The organism is Streptomyces sp. CC224B (assembly GCF_030010595.1).
Taxonomy (GTDB): Bacteria; Actinomycetota; Actinomycetes; order Streptomycetales; family Streptomycetaceae; genus Streptomyces; species Streptomyces longispororuber.
In genome coordinates this window covers 1-15,778 of the sequence record NZ_JASCXL010000009.1, presented here as the reverse complement: position 1 = coordinate 15,778, position 15,778 = coordinate 1, and the positions used below count along the sequence as shown (strand labels likewise).

Below are 15,778 nucleotides of genomic sequence, written 5' to 3'. Positions count from 1 at the left end.
GGAATGGGTGACGTACGGGACGAGTGGCGTACGGGACGAGTGGCGTACGGAACGAGTGGCGTACGGGGGCGGGGGCGTGCCTCGGTCTCAGGGGGCGGGCTGCTCCTGGCAGGGGCGGCGGGCGGATCGAGGGGTCGGCCGGGGGGGTCAGTGGTTCACGGTCGCGGCGTCCAGGAACGCGGGCCGCTCGCCGCCGCCGTGCAGGTGGAGGGCCGCACCGCTGACGTAGCGCGCGGCGTCGGAGGCGAGGAAGAGGCAGGCGTCGGCGGCGTCCGCGGGCTCGGCGAGGCGGGCCAGGGGGATGGTGCGGGCCACGGCCGCGACGCCGTCCTCGTCGCCGTAGTGCAGAGGGGCGCTCTCGGTGCGCACCAGGCCGAGCACGACGGTGTTCACGCGCACGTGCGGTGCCCATTCCACCGCCATCGTGCGGGCGAGGTTCTCCAGGCCCGCCTTGGCGGCGCCGTAGGCCCCGGAGCCGGGCGAGGGACGGGTGCCGCTGACACTGCCGATCATGATGATGACGCCACCCTTCTCCTGACGGCTCATCACCTCGTGGGCGGCCAGGGAGGTGTAGAGCGGCGCGAGCAGGTTCAACTGCACGATCTTCGCCTGGCGGGCGGCGGAGGTGTCGGCGAGCAGGCCGTAGGGCGTGCCCCCGGCGTTGTTCACCAGGACGTCGATCCGGCCGCGGTCGGCGCCGACCCCGGCGCAGAAGGCGCGGGCGGCGTCGGGGTCACGCAGGTCGACCGGGCGGAACTCAGCCGTGGCTGACGGGCCTTCGCGGCGGTGAGCGCCCTGGCGCGGGGCCCGGACCGGCTCGGCGGGCGGGTTGCGGGCGCAGATGACGACGTGCGCGCCGGCGGCGAGGAAGCCGCGGGCGATCCCGGCGCCGACGCCGCGCGTACCGCCGGTGACCACGACCACCTGTCGATTGTCAGTCATCGCTGCTACCTTCCTGAGTGACTAACAAATGTTTGGTTGAAGGCGCTGGTCGAAAGGTAGCGGATCCTCTGATGCCTGTCTCCACTTCGCCCCCGAGGGAGGGCGTGGCCGTGGTCACGGTGGACCACGCCCCGGTCAACGCCCTGCCGGTGCGGGGGTGGTTCGCGCTGGCGGACGCGGTGCGCGCGGCGGCCCGTGACCCGGCGGTGCGCTGCGTGGTCCTCGCCGCCGAGGGCCGGGGGTTCAGCGCGGGCGTGGACATCAAGGAGCTGCGCGACGACCCCGGCCACGACGCGCTGCTCGGTGTCAACCACGGCTGCGCGGAGGCCTTCGCCGCGGTGTACGACTGCGCGGTCCCGGTCGTCGCGGCCGTGCAGGGCTTCTGCCTGGGCGGCGGCATCGGCCTCGTGGGCAACGCGGACGCGGTCGTGGCGAGTGACGACGCCACGTTCGGCCTGCCGGAGCTGGACCGGGGCGCGCTCGGCGCCGCCACGCACCTGGCCCGCCTGGTCCCCCAGCACCTGATGCGCACGCTGTACTACACGGGGCGTACGGTCACCGCCGCCGAGCTGCACGCGCACGGCTCGGTGTGGCGGGTGGTGCCGCGCGCCGAACTGCCCGCCGCCGCACTGGAGCTGGCCCACGAGATAGCCCGCAAGGACGGCACGCTGCTGCGCCTGGCAAAGGCCGCGATCAACGGCATCGACCCGGTGGACGTGCACCGGAGCTACCGCTTCGAGCAGGGCTTCACCTTCGAGGCGGGCCTGAGCGGGGTGGCCGCCCGCGTCCGCGCCGGCTTCGGCGCGGGGGGCGTACGGGGTGCGCGGGGCGTACAGGAGGCGCGCGGCGCCCAGGGCGCACGGGGCGAGGAGGGCACGGGATGACGATCGCGGCGGGCGCTTCGGACGTCCGGGGCGGGGCGGGTGCCCGGACCGCGGAAGCAGGAGCCCATGGCACGGCAGGTGTCCGGGACAAGACCATGACCCCCGAGGAGATCGTGGGGCGTCTGGAGAGCGGGATGACGCTGGGGATCGGCGGGTGGGGCTCACGCCGCAAGCCGATGGCCCTGGTGCGCGCGCTGCTGCGCTCCCCCGTCACCGACCTGACGGTGGTGGCGTACGGCGGCCCGGACGTGGGGCTGCTCGCCGCCGCGGGGAAGATCCGCACACTGGTCACGGCCTTCGTGACGCTCGACTCGATCCCCCTGGAGCCGCACTTCCGGGCGGCCCGCGAGCGCGGCGCCTTCGACCTGGTCGAGCTGGACGAGGCGATGCTCCTCCAGGGCCTGACCGCCGCCGCCCAGCGCCTGCCGTTCCTGCCGGTGCGCGCGGGCCTCGGCTCGGACGTGCTGCGCGTCAACCCCGGCCTGCGCACCGTCACGTCGCCGTACGAGGACGGCGAGGAACTGGTCGCGGTCCCCGCCCTGCGCCTGGACGCGGCCCTGGTGCACCTGAACCGCGCCGACCGCCGCGGCAACGGCCAGTACCTGGGGCCCGACCCGTACTTCGACGACCTGTTCTGCGAGGCCGCCGAGGCGGCGTACGTGTCGTGCGAGCGGATCGTCGCCCCCGGCGAGCCGGCCCGGCACGCCGCGCCCCAGACCCTGCTCGTCTCCCGGCACAGCGTCACGGGCGTGACCCAGACGCCCAAGGGCGCGCACTTCACCTCCTGCGCCCCGGACTACGGCCGCGACGAGCCGTTCCAGAAGGCCTACGCCGCCGCCGCGGCCGACCCGGCGGCCTGGGAGGCTTTCCGCCGCCGCTTCCTGTCCGGCGACGAGGAGGACTACCACCTCGCCGTCCAGGCCTGGCACAAGGAGCAGCGATGACGCGCCCCGCGCCTCCCCCGGGCGCTACCCGAGCCGAGTACTGCGTCGTGGCGTGCGCCGAGGCCTGGCGCGGCGACGGGGAGATCCTGGCCTCCCCCATGGGCACGGTCCCGGCCCTCGGGGCCCGTCTCGCCAAGCTGACGTTCGCGCCCGAACTGCTGCTCACGGACGGCGAGGCGCTCCTGATGGGCGACGTGCCCGCGCTGGGGGCGCGCCCGGCGGTCACGGAGGGCTGGCTGCCGTACCGCCGCCATCTGACGATGGTGCTGGGCGGGCGGCGGCACGTGATGATGGGCGCGAGCCAGATCGACCGCTTCGGCAACCAGAACATCTCCTGCGTGGGCGACTGGCACCGCCCCGCCCGGCAGCTCATCGGCGCCCGCGGCGCGCCCGCCAACACCCTCAACCACCCCGTCAGCTACTGGATCCCGAAGCACGCGAGGCGGGTGTTCGTCGAGCGGGTCGACATGGTCAGCGGCGTCGGTCACGACCGCGCCGCGGCGGCGGGCCCGGCGGCGACCCGCTTCCACGACCTGCGCCGCGTCGTGTCGAACCTGGGCGTCTTCGACTTCGCGACCCCCGACCGCTCGATGCGTCTGGTGTCCGCGCATCCGGGCGTGACCCCGCGGGAGATCCGCGAGGCGACCGCCTTCGACCTGTACGTCCCCGACGACCCGGACGTCACCCGCGCGCCCACCCCGGCCGAGCTCCACCTGATCCGCGACGTCCTGGACCCCACCGGCCTGCGCGAGCGCGAGGTCCCCTCATGACGGCCGTGCCGCTCCTCCGGACGCCGCTGACCCGGCTCGTCGGGGTGCGGCACCCGGTCGTGCAGACCGGCATGGGCTGGGTCGCGGGCCCCCGCCTGGTGTCCGCGACGGCCGCGGCGGGGGCGCTGGGCGTGCTGGCCTCCGCCACGATGACGCTGGACCAGCTGCGCGCGGCGGTACGGGAGGTGAAGTCCCGCACGGACGCGCCGTTCGGGGTGAACCTGCGCGCGGACGCGGTCGACGCGCGCGACCGCGTCCGGCTGCTCGCCGCCGAGGGCGTACGCGTGGCGTCCTTCGCGCTGGCCCCGTCCCGGGACCTCGTCGCCGAGCTCAAGGACGCCGGTGTCCTCGTCATCCCGTCCGTGGGCGCCCGCCGGCACGCGGAGAAGGTCGCGGCGTGGGGCGCGGACGCCGTCCTCGTCCAGGGCGGCGAGGGCGGCGGCCACACCGGCGACGTGGCCACGACCGTGCTGCTGCCGCAGGTCGTGGACGCCGTGGACATCCCCGTGATCGCGGCGGGCGGCTTCCACGACGGCCGCGGCCTGGTGGCGGCCCTCGCGTACGGCGCGGCGGGCGTGGCCATGGGCACCCGCTTCCTGCTCACCTCGGACTCGCCGGTCCCCGACGCGGTGAAGGCCCGCTATCTGGCGGCCACGGCCAAGGACGTCACCCGCACCGCCCGGGTGGACGGCCTCCCCCACCGGATGCTCCGCACGGACCTGGTGACGGCCCTGGAGCGCGCAGGCCCCCTCCGCACCCTCCGCCACGCCCTCCGGCACGCCGCGGCGTTCCGCCGCCTCTCCGGCCGCACCTGGCCCGACCTGCTCCGCGAGGGCCGCGCCCTGCGCCGAGCCAAGCACCTCACCTGGCCCCGGACGCTCCTGGCCGCGAACACCCCCATGCTCCTCAGGACGGCCATGGTGGACGGCGACCCCGACCAAGGCATCATGGCCGCCGGCCAGGTAACGGCCCTCATCAACGACCTCCCGACCTGCGAGACCCTCATCACCCGCATCATGGAGGAGGCCCACGAAACCCTCACACGCTTACGCGACGAGCACAGCAGACCTCAAACCGGAGCGGAAACCAGCCCACCTGGAGCAGAATCAAGCCCGTCCGGCGCTTGAGGACAAGCGCGCAGCGCGAAGACCAAGCCGGTCCGGCGTCTGAGGACAAGCGCGCAGCGCGAGGATCAAGCCGGTCCGGCGTCTGAGGACAAGCGCGCAGCGCGAGGATCAAGCCCGTCCGGCGCTTGAGGACGAGCGCGCAGCGCGAGAATCAGCCCGTCCGGCGCTTGAGGACGAGGCCGAAGGCCGACAACCCCCGCTCAAGGCGCCCCCGCCAGCCCCCGCTCGGCACGAGCCGCCAACCCGTCCGCCCCACAGCTCCGCGCCAGCGCGAGCCCCCGCTCCAGCTCCTCCACGCTGCCCGCGGCCAGCCCGTACTCGACGCGTGCGACGGCGTGCTCGTACGCGCAGGGCGAGGCCTCCAGATAGGCCACGGCCTTGGCGTACAGGGCGGTGGAGCGCGGGCCGGACGCCAGCGCGGCCTCGCACCGCAGGGCCTCGCCGATGGCCGTGTCCGTACCGAAGCGCTCGGCCTGGACGCGGGCGTCGGCGGCGATGTCGGCGGCGCGCCGCGGGTCCTCGGCGGCGAGCGCCCGCGCCAGGTCGTACGCCCACGGCGCGAGCACCGTGTTGTACTGGCCGCGCGCGGTCAGCGCCTTCGCCGTGGCCTCCAGTTCGTTCAGCCCTTCCTCCCGGCGGCCGAGCGCGAGGAGCAGCCGGCCGCGGACGGACATCGCGTCGGGGACGTAGATCGTGGACGCGGAGGGCGGCGCGAAGCCGTAGCGCTCGGCGACGGCCTCGGCCTGCTCGGCGTGGCCGCGGGCCAGCAGCGTGTCGATGAGCATGCTGGCCGCCTCCCAGTGCATCGGGAGCTGGCCCTGGCCGACGCGGTCGGCCAGTCGCAGGCTCTCGCGCACTGACTTCTCGGCGTCCCTGAGCCGTCCGCGGCGGCGGTACACGTAGCCGAGGAAGGCGTGCGCGAGCGCGAGGTGGCCGCCGCTCCAGCCCGCCGTCTCATAGGCCTTGACCGCCTCGGTGAACAGGCTCTCGGCGCGGTCGAGCCGGTCGGCGAACGCGTACGAGCCGCCCAGCATGAGGCGCAGCTCGAAGCTCCACTCGGCGTCGGTCCAGCCGAGGCCGGGCGCGAGGCGGCCGTTGACGAGGGCGCGGTCGCACAGCTCGACGACCTCCTCGGCGTTCTCGCCGCGGGTCATCGCGTCGAAGGCGCGCAGGATGAGCAGGGCCCGCTCGGCGTTGTCGCGGCCGGTCAGGGGGCCGGCGAGCGCGGCGAGGCGGCGGGAGCGCCCGGGTGAGTCCTCCTCGCCCGCGTGGATGCCCTCCCACATGAAGTGCACGGCCTGGAGGCGGAGCCGGGCGGGCCCCTCCGGCAGCCGGGCGGCCTCCTCGGCGATGGCGTGCAGGCCCTCGCCGAGCTGGTCGTTGTGGACCAGCGCCTGGGACAGGCGGCACACGGCGTCGACGCGCAGCTCCTGGCTCAGGCCGCGCATCGCCAGGGCCTCCCGCAGGTGGCCGATGGTGGTGACGGGTGAGGTGAGCAGGGTGGCGCAGCCGAGTTCGTAGAGCACGTGGGCGTGCACGTCGGGCCGGGGCGGTTCGCGCAGGGCCCGCTCCAGGCAGCGCCGGGCGGCGTCGGGCGCGCCGACCGCGAGGTGCTCGGTGGCGGCCTGGCGCAGTTGCTCGACGAGCTCGGGATCGTCGTCCGGGATGACTTGCAGCAGGTGCCGGGAGGCGGCAGCGGCGCCGCGGCCGGAGCGGGTGACGGCCCATGCGGCACGGCCGTGCATGGCGGTGCGGGTGGCGGGCGGGATGGAGTCGTACACGGCCGAGGCGATCAGCGGGTGCACGAACTCCAGGCCCTCCTCGCCGCCGGTCACGATGCGCGCGGCGCGCAGCCGCTCCGCGCATCGCTCGGCCTCGTCGCGGCGCATCCCGGCGAGGGACGCGGCGAGGTCGACGGAGATCGCGGAACCGAGGATCGCGCCGGCCCAGGCGAAGCGGACGACGTCGGTGCCGAGTTCCTCCAGGCGGGCGACGAGGCCGCGGCCGCGCGCGGTGCGGTTCAGGGCGCGCAGTTCGGCGGCGGAGCTTTCGACCGGCTCCATCTCGCAGTCCTGCACCTTGGCGAGGAGCTCCACGGACTCGTACGGGTTGCCGCCGGTGACGGCCCACACCTCGCGGCAGAAGGGGGCGTCGGCGTGCTCCCCGAGCGTGGCGCGGGTCAGGCCCGCCGTGGCGTCCGGGGTGAGGGCGCGCAGGACGGTCGCGGGCCGGGCCGCCTGGCCGATCCGGTCGAGCAGGCGGACGCTCTCGCCCTGGGCGTCACCGGGCCGGTGGGCCACCACGACGAGGACGGGGAGGTCGTCGAGGTGCTCCGCGAACGCGGCGAGCCAGGTCAGCGTCTCCTGGTCGGCCCAGTGCGCGTCGTCGACGAGCAGGACGAGCGGCCAGTGCAGCCGGGCGAGACGGGAGACCACGGCGACCAGGCCGTCGCACACGGCGTGCGGGTCGGGCCTGCCGCTGCCGGGTTCGGCTATGCCGAGGGCGGGGCCGGCGATCTCGTACCAGTCGTCGAGGTAGGCCCGGGCCTCGTCGGGGGTGAAGGCGAGGAGCGCGGGCTGGAGGAGCTGGCGCACCACGTTGAAGGGCACGGACCGGAGGGTCTCGCCGCCGCGCGCGGCCCACACGGTGGCCCGGCCGTGGGCGATGCGGCGCACTTCGGCCATGAGCGCGGTCTTGCCGATGCCGGCCTCGCCGCTGAAGACGAGCAGGCCGCCCTCGTTGGACCGGTCGGAGCACAGGGCGGACACGGCCCGCTCGACCGCGCGGATCTCCTCGTCGCGCTCCCACAGCGGGGCCCAGGCGCCACCTCCGGGCCGTCCCTGCGTCATCGCGCTACCTCCCGGGGTCGCTCAATCGACGTACAGAACTTGAGACTAGCCGGGTCGGGCCCGGCACGGAGCGAGGTCCGGCCAGCTCCTCCCGCACGGGTGACAGACGGTCATATGCCAGGCCACCCGCGGGGGACGGGCCGTGGGCGGCGGCGGCCGGCCCGGGACGGCGTGCCGGGCCGGGGGCGCGGGTCACAGGCGTTCGATGACCGTGACGTTGGCCTGGCCCCCTCCTTCGCACATGGTCTGGAGCCCGAACCGGCCGCCGGTGCGCTCCAGTTCGTGCAGGAGCGTCGTCATCAGCCGGGCGCCGGTGGCACCGAGGGGGTGACCCAGGGCGATGGCGCCGCCGTTGACGTTGACCCGCTCCGGGTCGGCGCCGGTCTCCCGCAGCCAGGCGAGGACGACCGGCGCGAAGGCCTCGTTGATCTCGACGAGGTCGATGGCGTCGAGCGCCAGGCCGGTCTTCCGCAGGGCGTGCGCGGTGGCCGGAATGGGCGCGGTGAGCATGCGGATGGGGTCCTCGCCGCGCACGGAGAGGTGGTGGACGCGGGCGCGGGGCGTCAAGCCGTGGTCCCGCACCGCGCGTTCACCGGCGAGGAGGAGAGCGGCGGCGCCGTCGGAGACCTGGGAGGAGCAGGCGGCGGTGATCCGGCCGCCGTCGAGGACGGGCTTCAGGGCCGCCATCTTCTCCGGGGTCGTGTCGCGGCGCGGCCCCTCGTCGGCGGTCACGTCCCCGTACGGGACGACCTCGCGCTCGAAGCGGCCCTCGTCGAGCGCCCGCAGCGCGCGCCGGTGGGAGCCGAGCGCGTACTCCTCCATCTCCCGGCGGGAGATGCCCCGTTCCTCGGCGATCAGCTCGGCGCCGTGGAACTGGTTGACGGGCTTGTCACCGTACCGGGCGCGCCAGCCCGCGCTGCCCGCGAAGGGGCCCTCGGTGAGGCCGAGGGGCTCGGCGGCGCGCCGGGAGGCGAAGGCGATGGGGACCATCGACATGTTCTGCGTGCCGCCCGCGACGACGAGGTCCTGGGTGCCGGAGAGGACGGCCTGCGCGGCGAAGTGCACGGCCTGCTGGGAGGAGCCGCACTGCCGGTCGACGGTGACGCCCGGCACCTCTTCGGGCAGCCCGGCGGCGAGCCAGCTCGTACGGGCGATGTCCCCGGCCTGCGGGCCGACCGCGTCCAGGCAGCCGAACACGACGTCGTCGACGGCGGCGGGGTCGACGCCGCTGCGCTCCATGAGCGCGGTGAGCACGTGGGCGCCGAGGTCGGCGGGGTGCGCGGCGGCGAGTCCGCCGCCGCGCCTGCCGACGGGCGTACGGACCGCTTCGACGATGTAGGCCTCGGCCATGGCTGCGTACTCCTCGCGTGACGGGCGCCGCGCGGCGGCGCCGGGCTAGGCGCGGACGGCGATGCCGTCCAGCACCATCGACAGGTACTGGCGGGCGATCTCCTCGGGGCTGTGGCCGCCGCCCGGCCGGTACCAGGACGCGGCGACCCAGACGGTGTCGCGGACGAACCGGTAGGTGAGCCGGACGTCCAGGTCGGCGCGGAAGACGCCGTCGGCGACGCCCCGTTCGAGCGTCGTGAGCCAGGTCTTCTCGAAGCGCCGCTGGGACTCCAGGAGGTACTCGAAGCGCGTCTGGGCGACCAGGTGCCGGGACTCCTTCTGGTAGATCGCCACGGCCGCGCGGTGCCGGTCGATCTCCCGGAAGGACTCGGTGACGAGCGCCTCCAGCGTTTCGCGCGGGCCGAGCGGCGCGGCGAGGACGGCCTCGTACCCGTCCCACAGCTCGGTCAGGAACGTGCGCAGGATCTCCTCGAGCATCGACTCCTTGGAGTCGAAGTGGTAGTAGAGGCTGCCCGCGAGCATGCCCGCGGCGTCCGCGATCTTACGGACGGTGGTGGCCTTGTAGCCCTGCTCGGCGAAGACGTCCGCGGCGATGCGCAGGAGCTCGGAGCGGCGCTCGCCCTGGTCCTTGGCCGGGTTGGCCGGGCGGGTCGGGCTGGTTCGGTTGGCCGGGTTGGCTCGGTCGGTCGGGTCAGTCACGTCGGCCGGGTCGGTCCGGCTGGTCTGCTTGCGGCTCGGCTTCCGGTCCGGGGTCTGCTTCGGGGCCTGCTTCTGGGTCTGCTTCTGGGTCGGCACGCGCTCATTCTCCGCCTAGGGGTGCCTGCTGCTGACGGAGACCGTCTCGCCCGTCATGTACGAGGAGTAGCCGCTGGCGAGGAAGACGATCACGTTGGCTATCTCCCAGGGCTCGGCGGGCCGCCCGAAGGCCTCGCGCGCGGTGAGCTCGTCCAGCACCTCGGCCGAGGTGACCTTGGCGAGGTGGGGGTGGAGGGCGAGGCTCGGCGCTACCGCGTTGACCCGGATGCCGTGCGGGGCGGCCTCCAGGGCGGCGCACCGGGTGAGGGCCATGACACCGGCCTTCGCTGCGGCATAGTGCGCCTGGCCCGCCTGGGCGCGCCAGCCGAGCACCGAGGCGTTGTTCACCACGACTCCCCGGCCGCCGGTGGCGCGCAGGCGGCGCAGGGCTGCGCGGGTGCAGCGGAACGTACCGGTCAGGGTGGTGTCGACGACCCGGTGCCACTCCTCGTCGGTCATCTCCGTGAGGGCCGCCGTCCCGCCGAGGCCCGCGTTGTTCACGACGATGTCCAGGCCGCCGTGGCTCCGCTCGGCCAGGTCGAACAGCGCGGCCACCTCGGACTCGTCCGTGACGTCACAGCGGACGCCGTCGACGCGGGCGGCCCCGAACTCGGCGGCCAGCGCGGCCACCGCCTCCTTCGTGCGGCGCGCGTGCGCGTCGCCGATGACGACGCGGGCCCCCTCCTCCAGGAAGCGGCGGACCGTAGCGCCGCCGATGCCCGCGCCGGCGCCCGCGGTGACGACCGCGGCGCGGCCGGTGAGCAGGCCGTGTCCGGGCACGTACGTCGGTGCTGCCATGGCGTCCCCCGATCGAGTGCTCGACGACCGACCCTCCGCACGATAATCTACCAAACAGTTGTTAGGGAAGGGCCGCGTGCCGATGGGCGGCGAAGCGGACGGAAGCGGCGAGCGGCCGCGTGTGCGGCGAGAGACGGGAGCAGGGGATGGACCTCGACTTCACCCCGCGGGAAGAGGAGTTCCGGCTGCGGGCGCGCGCCTGGCTCGCCGCGCACGTGCCCCGCGCTCCCCTGCCGTCCCTGGAGACCGAGGAGGGCTTCGCCGCCCACCGCGCCTGGGAGGGCGAGCTGGCGGCGGACCGCTGGTCCGTGGTGAGCTGGCCCGAGGAGTACGGCGGGCAGGGGGCCGGCCTCGTCTCCTGGCTCCTCTTCGAGGAGGAGTACTACGCCGCGGGCGCCCCGGCCCGCGTCTCGCAGAACGGCATCAGCCTGCTGGCGCCGACGCTCTTCGACCACGGCACCGCGGAGCAGCGCGCCCGGGTGCTGCCCCCGATGGCGCGGGGCGAGGTCGTCTGGGCGCAGGCCTGGTCGGAGCCGGAGGCCGGGTCGGACCTGGCGTCGCTGCGGGCCACCGCCCGGCGGGTGGCGGGCGGCTGGCGGCTGAGCGGGCAGAAGACGTGGTCGTCGCGGGCCGCGTTCGCCGACCGCGCGTTCGGCCTCTTCCGCAGCGGCCCGCGCGCGGAGCGGCCGCACCAGGGCCTGACGTACGTGATGTTCCCGCTGGATGCCGAGGGTGTGACGATCCGTCCGATCGGCAGGCTCGACGGCAAGCCCGCCTTCGCCGAGGTCTTCCTGGACGACGTCTTCGTCCCGGACGAGGACGTGATCGGGGCGCCCGGTGACGGCTGGCGCATCGCCATGTCGACGGCCAGTGCCGAGCGCGGCCTGACGTTGCGCTCCCCTGGCCGCTTCCTCGCCACGGCGGACCGCCTGGTGCGGCTGTGGCACGCGTACGGCGACGTGGCCGACACGGCGCTGCGCGACCGGGTGGCCGACGCGGTGATCGGCGCCCGCGCGTACCAGCTCTTCACGTGGGCCGGCGCCTCCCGCATCCGGGCCGGCGGCACGCTCGGCGCCGAGTCCAGCCTGAACAAGGTGTTCTGGTCGGAGTACGACATCGCGGTGCACGAGGCGGCGCTGGACCTGCTGGGTGCGGAGGGGGAGTTGACGGAGAGCCAGGCCGGGGGCGGGCGGAGGGCGGGGAGTCCGGGCGCGGAGGCTCGGGGCGCGGTGGCCCGGGGGGCAGAGGCTCGGGGCACGGAGGCCCGAGGAGCGGAGGGCGGCTGGGGGGATCCGTCGGCCTGGACCGAGGGGTACGTCTTCTCCCTCGCGGGCCCGATCTACGCGGGCACCAACGAGATCCAGCGCGACATCATCGCCGAGCGGCTGCTCGGCCTGCCCAGGGGGCGGCGCTGATGAGGTTCCTCCTGGACGACGAGCGGCGGGCGTTCGCGCGCTCCCTCGACGGCCTGCTGACGGCCGCGGACACCCCGGCGGTGGCACGCGCCTGGGCCGCCGGGGACCACGCGCCGGGCGCGGCGGTGTGGCGGCGGCTCGCGGACACCGGGGTGTTCACGCTGGTGGCGGGCGAGGAGTACGAGGGCGTGGGGCCGCTGCCCGTCGACGTGGCCGTCGCCTTCGTGGAGCTGGGGCGGCACGCGGTGCCCGGGCCGCTGGTGGAGACCGCGGCCGCGGCGGCGCTCCTCACCCGGCTCGCCGAGCGGGGCGTGACCGGGCCCGCGAAGCGGCTGCTGCCCTCCCTGGTGGCGGGTGAGGCCAGGGCGACGCTCGCGCTGCCCGGTACGGGGCCGTACGTGCTCGACGCGGACGCCGCGTCGCTCGTCCTCGCCGTCGAGGCCGAGCAGGTGCGGCTCGCGCCCGGGCACGCGCGCGTGCGGGCGTCCCTCGACCCGGCGCGGCGCCTCGCCAAGCCCCTGCCCGGCGGGGAGGTGCTCGCCTCCGGGCCCGTGGTGGCCGAGGCGGCGCGGTGGGCCCTGCGGTGGGCGGCCCTCGCCACGGCCGCGCAGTGCCTCGGCGTGGGGACGGCGCTGCTCGACCGGACCGTGGCGTACGTGAAGCAGCGGACGCAGTTCGGGGTCCCGGTCGGCTCCTTCCAGGCCGTCAAGCACCGCCTCGCGGACGTGCTGGTGGGGCTGGAGTTCGCGTGGCCGCTGGTGTTCGGGGCGGCGGTGACGCTGCCCGAGGAAGGGTGGGGGGACGTGGCGGCCGCCAAGGTCGCGGCGGCCGAGGCGGCGTACCGCTCGGCGCGGGCCGCGCTCCAGTTGCACGGCGCGATCGGCTACAGCTCCGCGTACGACCTGTCCCTGTGGCTCCTCAAGGCACGCGCCCTGCGGGGAGCCTGGGGCAGCGTCAGCCACTGGCGCGGCCTGGCCCTGCCCCCCGCCCCGGTGAGCCCGGGGAGACCGACAGGCCCCGGCCGCCTCGGATGAGCACCCCGCTCGGCATCCCCGTACGGACGAGCCCGAGGCGGCGGGGGCGCACGCGGCGCTCGCGCGGGCGTCACGGGGGTGGCACCGGGCCGGAAGCATGGTGGTACCGGGCTCGGGGAGGGCGCCGTGCCGGGCTTGGTGCGCGCGCCCGGTGGTAGTGCGGCTTCCCAAGGGGCGCGTGGGGAAAGCGCATTGATCCGGGGCGGAGGGGGCGCTTCCTTGAGGGGCCGCGGTAGGGGGGCATAGTGGGAAGGGCCGTGCCCGGCGCGGGCTGGCGGAACCGGAAGACCGGAAAGAGGAGACTCCGTGCGTGTGATCGGCCTGATGTCCGGCACCTCCTACGACGCCATCGACGCCGGCGCCGTCGACCTCGACCTCGACGGCGACCGCCTGGTCATGACCCCCTTGGGCCTCATCAGCCGCGGCTACGACGACGCGCTCCGCTCGGCCCTGGCGACCGCCCTGCCCCCGGCGGCCACCACGCTGGCCGACGTGTGCCGCCTCGACACGCTCATCGGGCAGGCCTTCGCCGCCGCGGCCGTGGAGGCGGACAGGGAACTGTGCGACGGGCGCGCCGAGTTGGTCGCCTCCCACGGGCAGACCGTCTACCACTGGGTGGCCGACGGGCAGGTCCGCGGCACCCTGCAGATCGGCCAGCCCGCGTGGATCGCGGAGGCCACGGGCCTGCCGGTGGTCGCGGACTTCCGGCCGCGGGACGTCGCGGCGGGCGGCCAGGGCGCGCCGCTGGTGAGCCTGGTGGACCAGATGTGGCTGCGCGGCCGGGCCGGCACCCCGGTGGCGCTGAACCTGGGCGGCATCGCCAACATCACCGCCCCGGACGGCACCGCGTACGACACGGGCCCGGCCAACGCCCTCATCGACGCGGCGGTGCGGGAGCTGACGCCCGAGGGCCGGGCCGCGCACCTGGCGTACGACCGAGGGGGCGAGCTCGCCGCGTGCGGCACGGTGCACGAGGAGCTGCTCGCCCGGCTGCTCGACGAGCCGTACTACGCGCTGCCCGCGCCCAAGACGACGGGCAAGGAGCTGTTCCACCCGGCCTATCTGCGCCAGGCGCTGCGGGGGTTCGAGGGGCTGGCGGCCGAGGACGTGGTGGCGACGCTGACGCGGTTGACGGCGCTGACGGTCGCGGCGGCGGTACGCGCGACCGGGGCGACGGAGGTGCTCGCCTCCGGCGGCGGCGTCCGCAACCCCGCGCTCATGGCGATACTGCGCGAGGAGCTGGGCCCCGCCGTGCCGGTGCGCCGCTCCGACGACCTCGGGCTGCCGTCGGCGGCGAAGGAGTCGTACGCCTTCGCCGTCCTGGGCTTCCTGACGGCCCACGGCCTGCCCGGCACCGTACCGGCGAGCACCGGGGCGCGGCACCCGAGCGTCCTCGGTTCGATCACCCCCGGCCGCGCGGGACTCCGCCTGCCGGGCCTGGCCGGCGCGGGCCGGGAGACACCGGTGCCGACGCCGACCCGCCTGGTGGTGGACGGCCAGCGCGGCTGACGACTGGTCCGGCTGGGCGGGCATGACCGGTCCGGCCGGGCTGACGGCCCGCGCGCAGGGGTGAGCAGCCGTCCGGTCGTCGGGCCAAGAGGACGACAACCGGTCGAGGCAAGGGGACGACAACCGGTAGGAGCGAAGAGACGACGACCGGTCCCCGGGGCGGTGTCGCATATCGGTCTGACCGGGACGAACCCGTGTCGGCGGGCGGGAGTTGGCCGGAACCCGCGGCCCCCCTCTCATCGGGCTTTCAGGCGGGGGTCCTACCCTGACGGCCATGACGCACGCGACTCCCCCCGGCTGGTACCCCGACCCCGGGCAGATCCCTGGCGCCCCGCCCTCCGAGCGGTGGTGGGACGGGACCACGTGGACCGATCACGTCCGCGCCCCGGGCGCCGTCGGCCACCCCGGCCCGGGCTACCCCCCGCAGCCGCCGGACCCGCGGCGGCGCCGTGTCCGTACGGCGATCGGCGTGGGCGTCGTGCTGGTCCTCCTCGCGGGCATCGGCGGCGGCGTCTACGCGCTGACCGCCGACGACAAGGACGACGACAAGGACAGCGCCAAGCCCCCGGCCTCGTCCGCGCCCGAGAAGCCGGGCCCCGACGACGACGGCGGAAGCGAGTCGCCCGACGGTTCGCCGGGCCCGTCCGAGGGGCCCGAGACGGAGAAGGGGTACGCCACCGACACCGCGAGCGGGATCAGCATGCCCGTCCCGGACGGCTGGGAAGGCGAGTCGAGCGGGGTCGGCGCGGGCGTGAAGACCGGCGAGTACCCCTGCCCCGGCGACTCCGGCAAGCAGTGCGTGCGCGGCGGCGCCTTCTCGGCGCCCGCGGTCCGGCTGAAGGTCACCGCGTCGACGCCGGAGGCGGCGGCCAAGGCGGACATCGAGAAGAACGCGGAGGAGTCCTACGGCGGCACGATCTACGGCGGCTCGCTGAAGTCGCACAAGGAGCTCCTCTCGAAGCCGGTCACGGTGGCCGGGCAGAAGGGCTATCTCGTGCGGTGGAAGGCCGACACCCGTAAGGGCCCGGACGGCTACGTGCAGTCGCTCGCGTTCAAGTCCCCCGCCGACGACATGACGATGGTGCTGGTCCGCTTCGGCGTCGACGACCACGAGGACGCGCCGCCCGTGTCGTCCATGGACGTGATCACCAAGGGGATCAAGGAGGCCCGCGGCGGGGGCGGCGGCGACGGGCAGCAGGTCTAGCGCGGGGCGGCCGCGGGCCCCGGAGAGCCGGGGGAAAACCGCCGTCGGGGGGGGGGGGGGGGGCGGCGGCCCCCCCCCCCGGGGCGGGGCCGGCGCCCCCCCCCCCCCCGGGGGGGGGGGGCGCGGCGGCGGGGGGCGCCGCCGCCGCCCGGCCCGC

13 protein-coding genes are annotated in these 15,778 nt (G+C 75.5%); 8 read left to right on the top strand and 5 right to left on the bottom strand.

What is annotated here, in order from left to right:
* Positions 1-147 precede the first annotated feature (147 nt).
* Positions 148-942: an SDR family oxidoreductase gene (locus QK440_RS05595; protein ID WP_282791839.1), complete on the bottom strand. Its 795-nt coding sequence runs from the start codon at positions 940-942 to the stop codon at positions 148-150.
* 71 nt (positions 943-1,013) lie between these two features.
* Here QK440_RS05595 and QK440_RS05590 point away from each other — a divergent pair, with 71 nt between their 5' ends.
* The 4 genes from QK440_RS05590 (at position 1,014) to QK440_RS05575 (ending at position 4,667) form a co-directional block, all read left to right on the top strand.
* Entirely contained in the window at positions 1,014-1,826 is an 813-nt protein-coding gene (locus QK440_RS05590) for an enoyl-CoA hydratase family protein (protein WP_282791838.1), read from the top strand.
* A gap of 95 nt (positions 1,827-1,921) precedes the next feature.
* Entirely contained in the window at positions 1,922-2,770 is an 849-nt protein-coding gene (locus QK440_RS05585; RefSeq protein WP_282791911.1) for a CoA-transferase, read from the top strand.
* Complete coding sequence (locus QK440_RS05580) at positions 2,767-3,540, top strand: CoA-transferase (RefSeq protein WP_282791837.1); 774 nt, start codon at positions 2,767-2,769, stop codon at positions 3,538-3,540. The genes QK440_RS05585 and QK440_RS05580 overlap by 4 nt, the downstream gene beginning before the upstream one ends.
* Positions 3,537-4,667: a nitronate monooxygenase family protein gene (locus tag QK440_RS05575; protein ID WP_282791836.1), complete on the top strand. Its 1,131-nt coding sequence runs from the start codon at positions 3,537-3,539 to the stop codon at positions 4,665-4,667. Before QK440_RS05580 ends, QK440_RS05575 begins: the two co-directional genes overlap by 4 nt.
* 200 nt (positions 4,668-4,867) lie before the next feature.
* Here the strand turns inward: QK440_RS05575 and QK440_RS05570 are convergent, their stop codons facing one another.
* The 4 genes from QK440_RS05570 to QK440_RS05555 form a co-directional block, all read right to left on the bottom strand.
* Positions 4,868-7,516: an AAA family ATPase gene (locus QK440_RS05570; RefSeq protein WP_282791835.1), complete on the bottom strand. Its 2,649-nt coding sequence runs from the start codon at positions 7,514-7,516 to the stop codon at positions 4,868-4,870.
* Positions 7,517-7,708: 192 nt separating this feature from the next.
* On the bottom strand, positions 7,709-8,866 hold the full coding sequence (locus QK440_RS05565) for an acetyl-CoA C-acetyltransferase (protein WP_282791834.1): 1,158 nt from the start codon (positions 8,864-8,866) through the stop codon (positions 7,709-7,711).
* Between the two features lie 45 nt (positions 8,867-8,911).
* A complete protein-coding gene (locus tag QK440_RS05560; RefSeq protein WP_190136502.1) occupies positions 8,912-9,466 on the bottom strand; it encodes a TetR/AcrR family transcriptional regulator in 555 nt (184 codons plus the stop codon).
* 210 nt (positions 9,467-9,676) lie between these two features.
* A complete protein-coding gene (locus QK440_RS05555) occupies positions 9,677-10,459 on the bottom strand; it encodes an SDR family oxidoreductase (RefSeq protein WP_282791833.1) in 783 nt (260 codons plus the stop codon).
* 146 nt (positions 10,460-10,605) lie between these two features.
* Between QK440_RS05555 and QK440_RS05550 the strand changes: the two genes are divergently transcribed.
* The 4 genes from QK440_RS05550 to QK440_RS05535 all read left to right on the top strand — a co-directional run bounded on the left by QK440_RS05550 (position 10,606) and on the right by QK440_RS05535 (position 15,621).
* The gene (locus QK440_RS05550) at positions 10,606-11,874 is read left to right on the top strand and encodes an acyl-CoA dehydrogenase family protein (protein WP_282791832.1); all 1,269 of its coding nucleotides are present in this window, start codon (positions 10,606-10,608) and stop codon (positions 11,872-11,874) included.
* The gene (locus QK440_RS05545) at positions 11,874-12,908 is read left to right on the top strand and encodes an acyl-CoA dehydrogenase family protein (RefSeq protein WP_282791831.1); all 1,035 of its coding nucleotides are present in this window, start codon (positions 11,874-11,876) and stop codon (positions 12,906-12,908) included. Before QK440_RS05550 ends, QK440_RS05545 begins: the two co-directional genes overlap by 1 nt.
* A 306-nt stretch (positions 12,909-13,214) precedes the next feature.
* On the top strand, positions 13,215-14,417 hold the full coding sequence (locus QK440_RS05540) for an anhydro-N-acetylmuramic acid kinase (RefSeq protein WP_282791830.1): 1,203 nt from the start codon (positions 13,215-13,217) through the stop codon (positions 14,415-14,417).
* Positions 14,418-14,691: 274 nt separating this feature from the next.
* Positions 14,692-15,621 (top strand): DUF2510 domain-containing protein, encoded by a 930-nt coding sequence (locus tag QK440_RS05535; RefSeq protein WP_282791829.1) that lies wholly within the window; start codon positions 14,692-14,694, stop codon positions 15,619-15,621.
* The last annotated feature ends 157 nt before the right edge of the window (positions 15,622-15,778 follow it).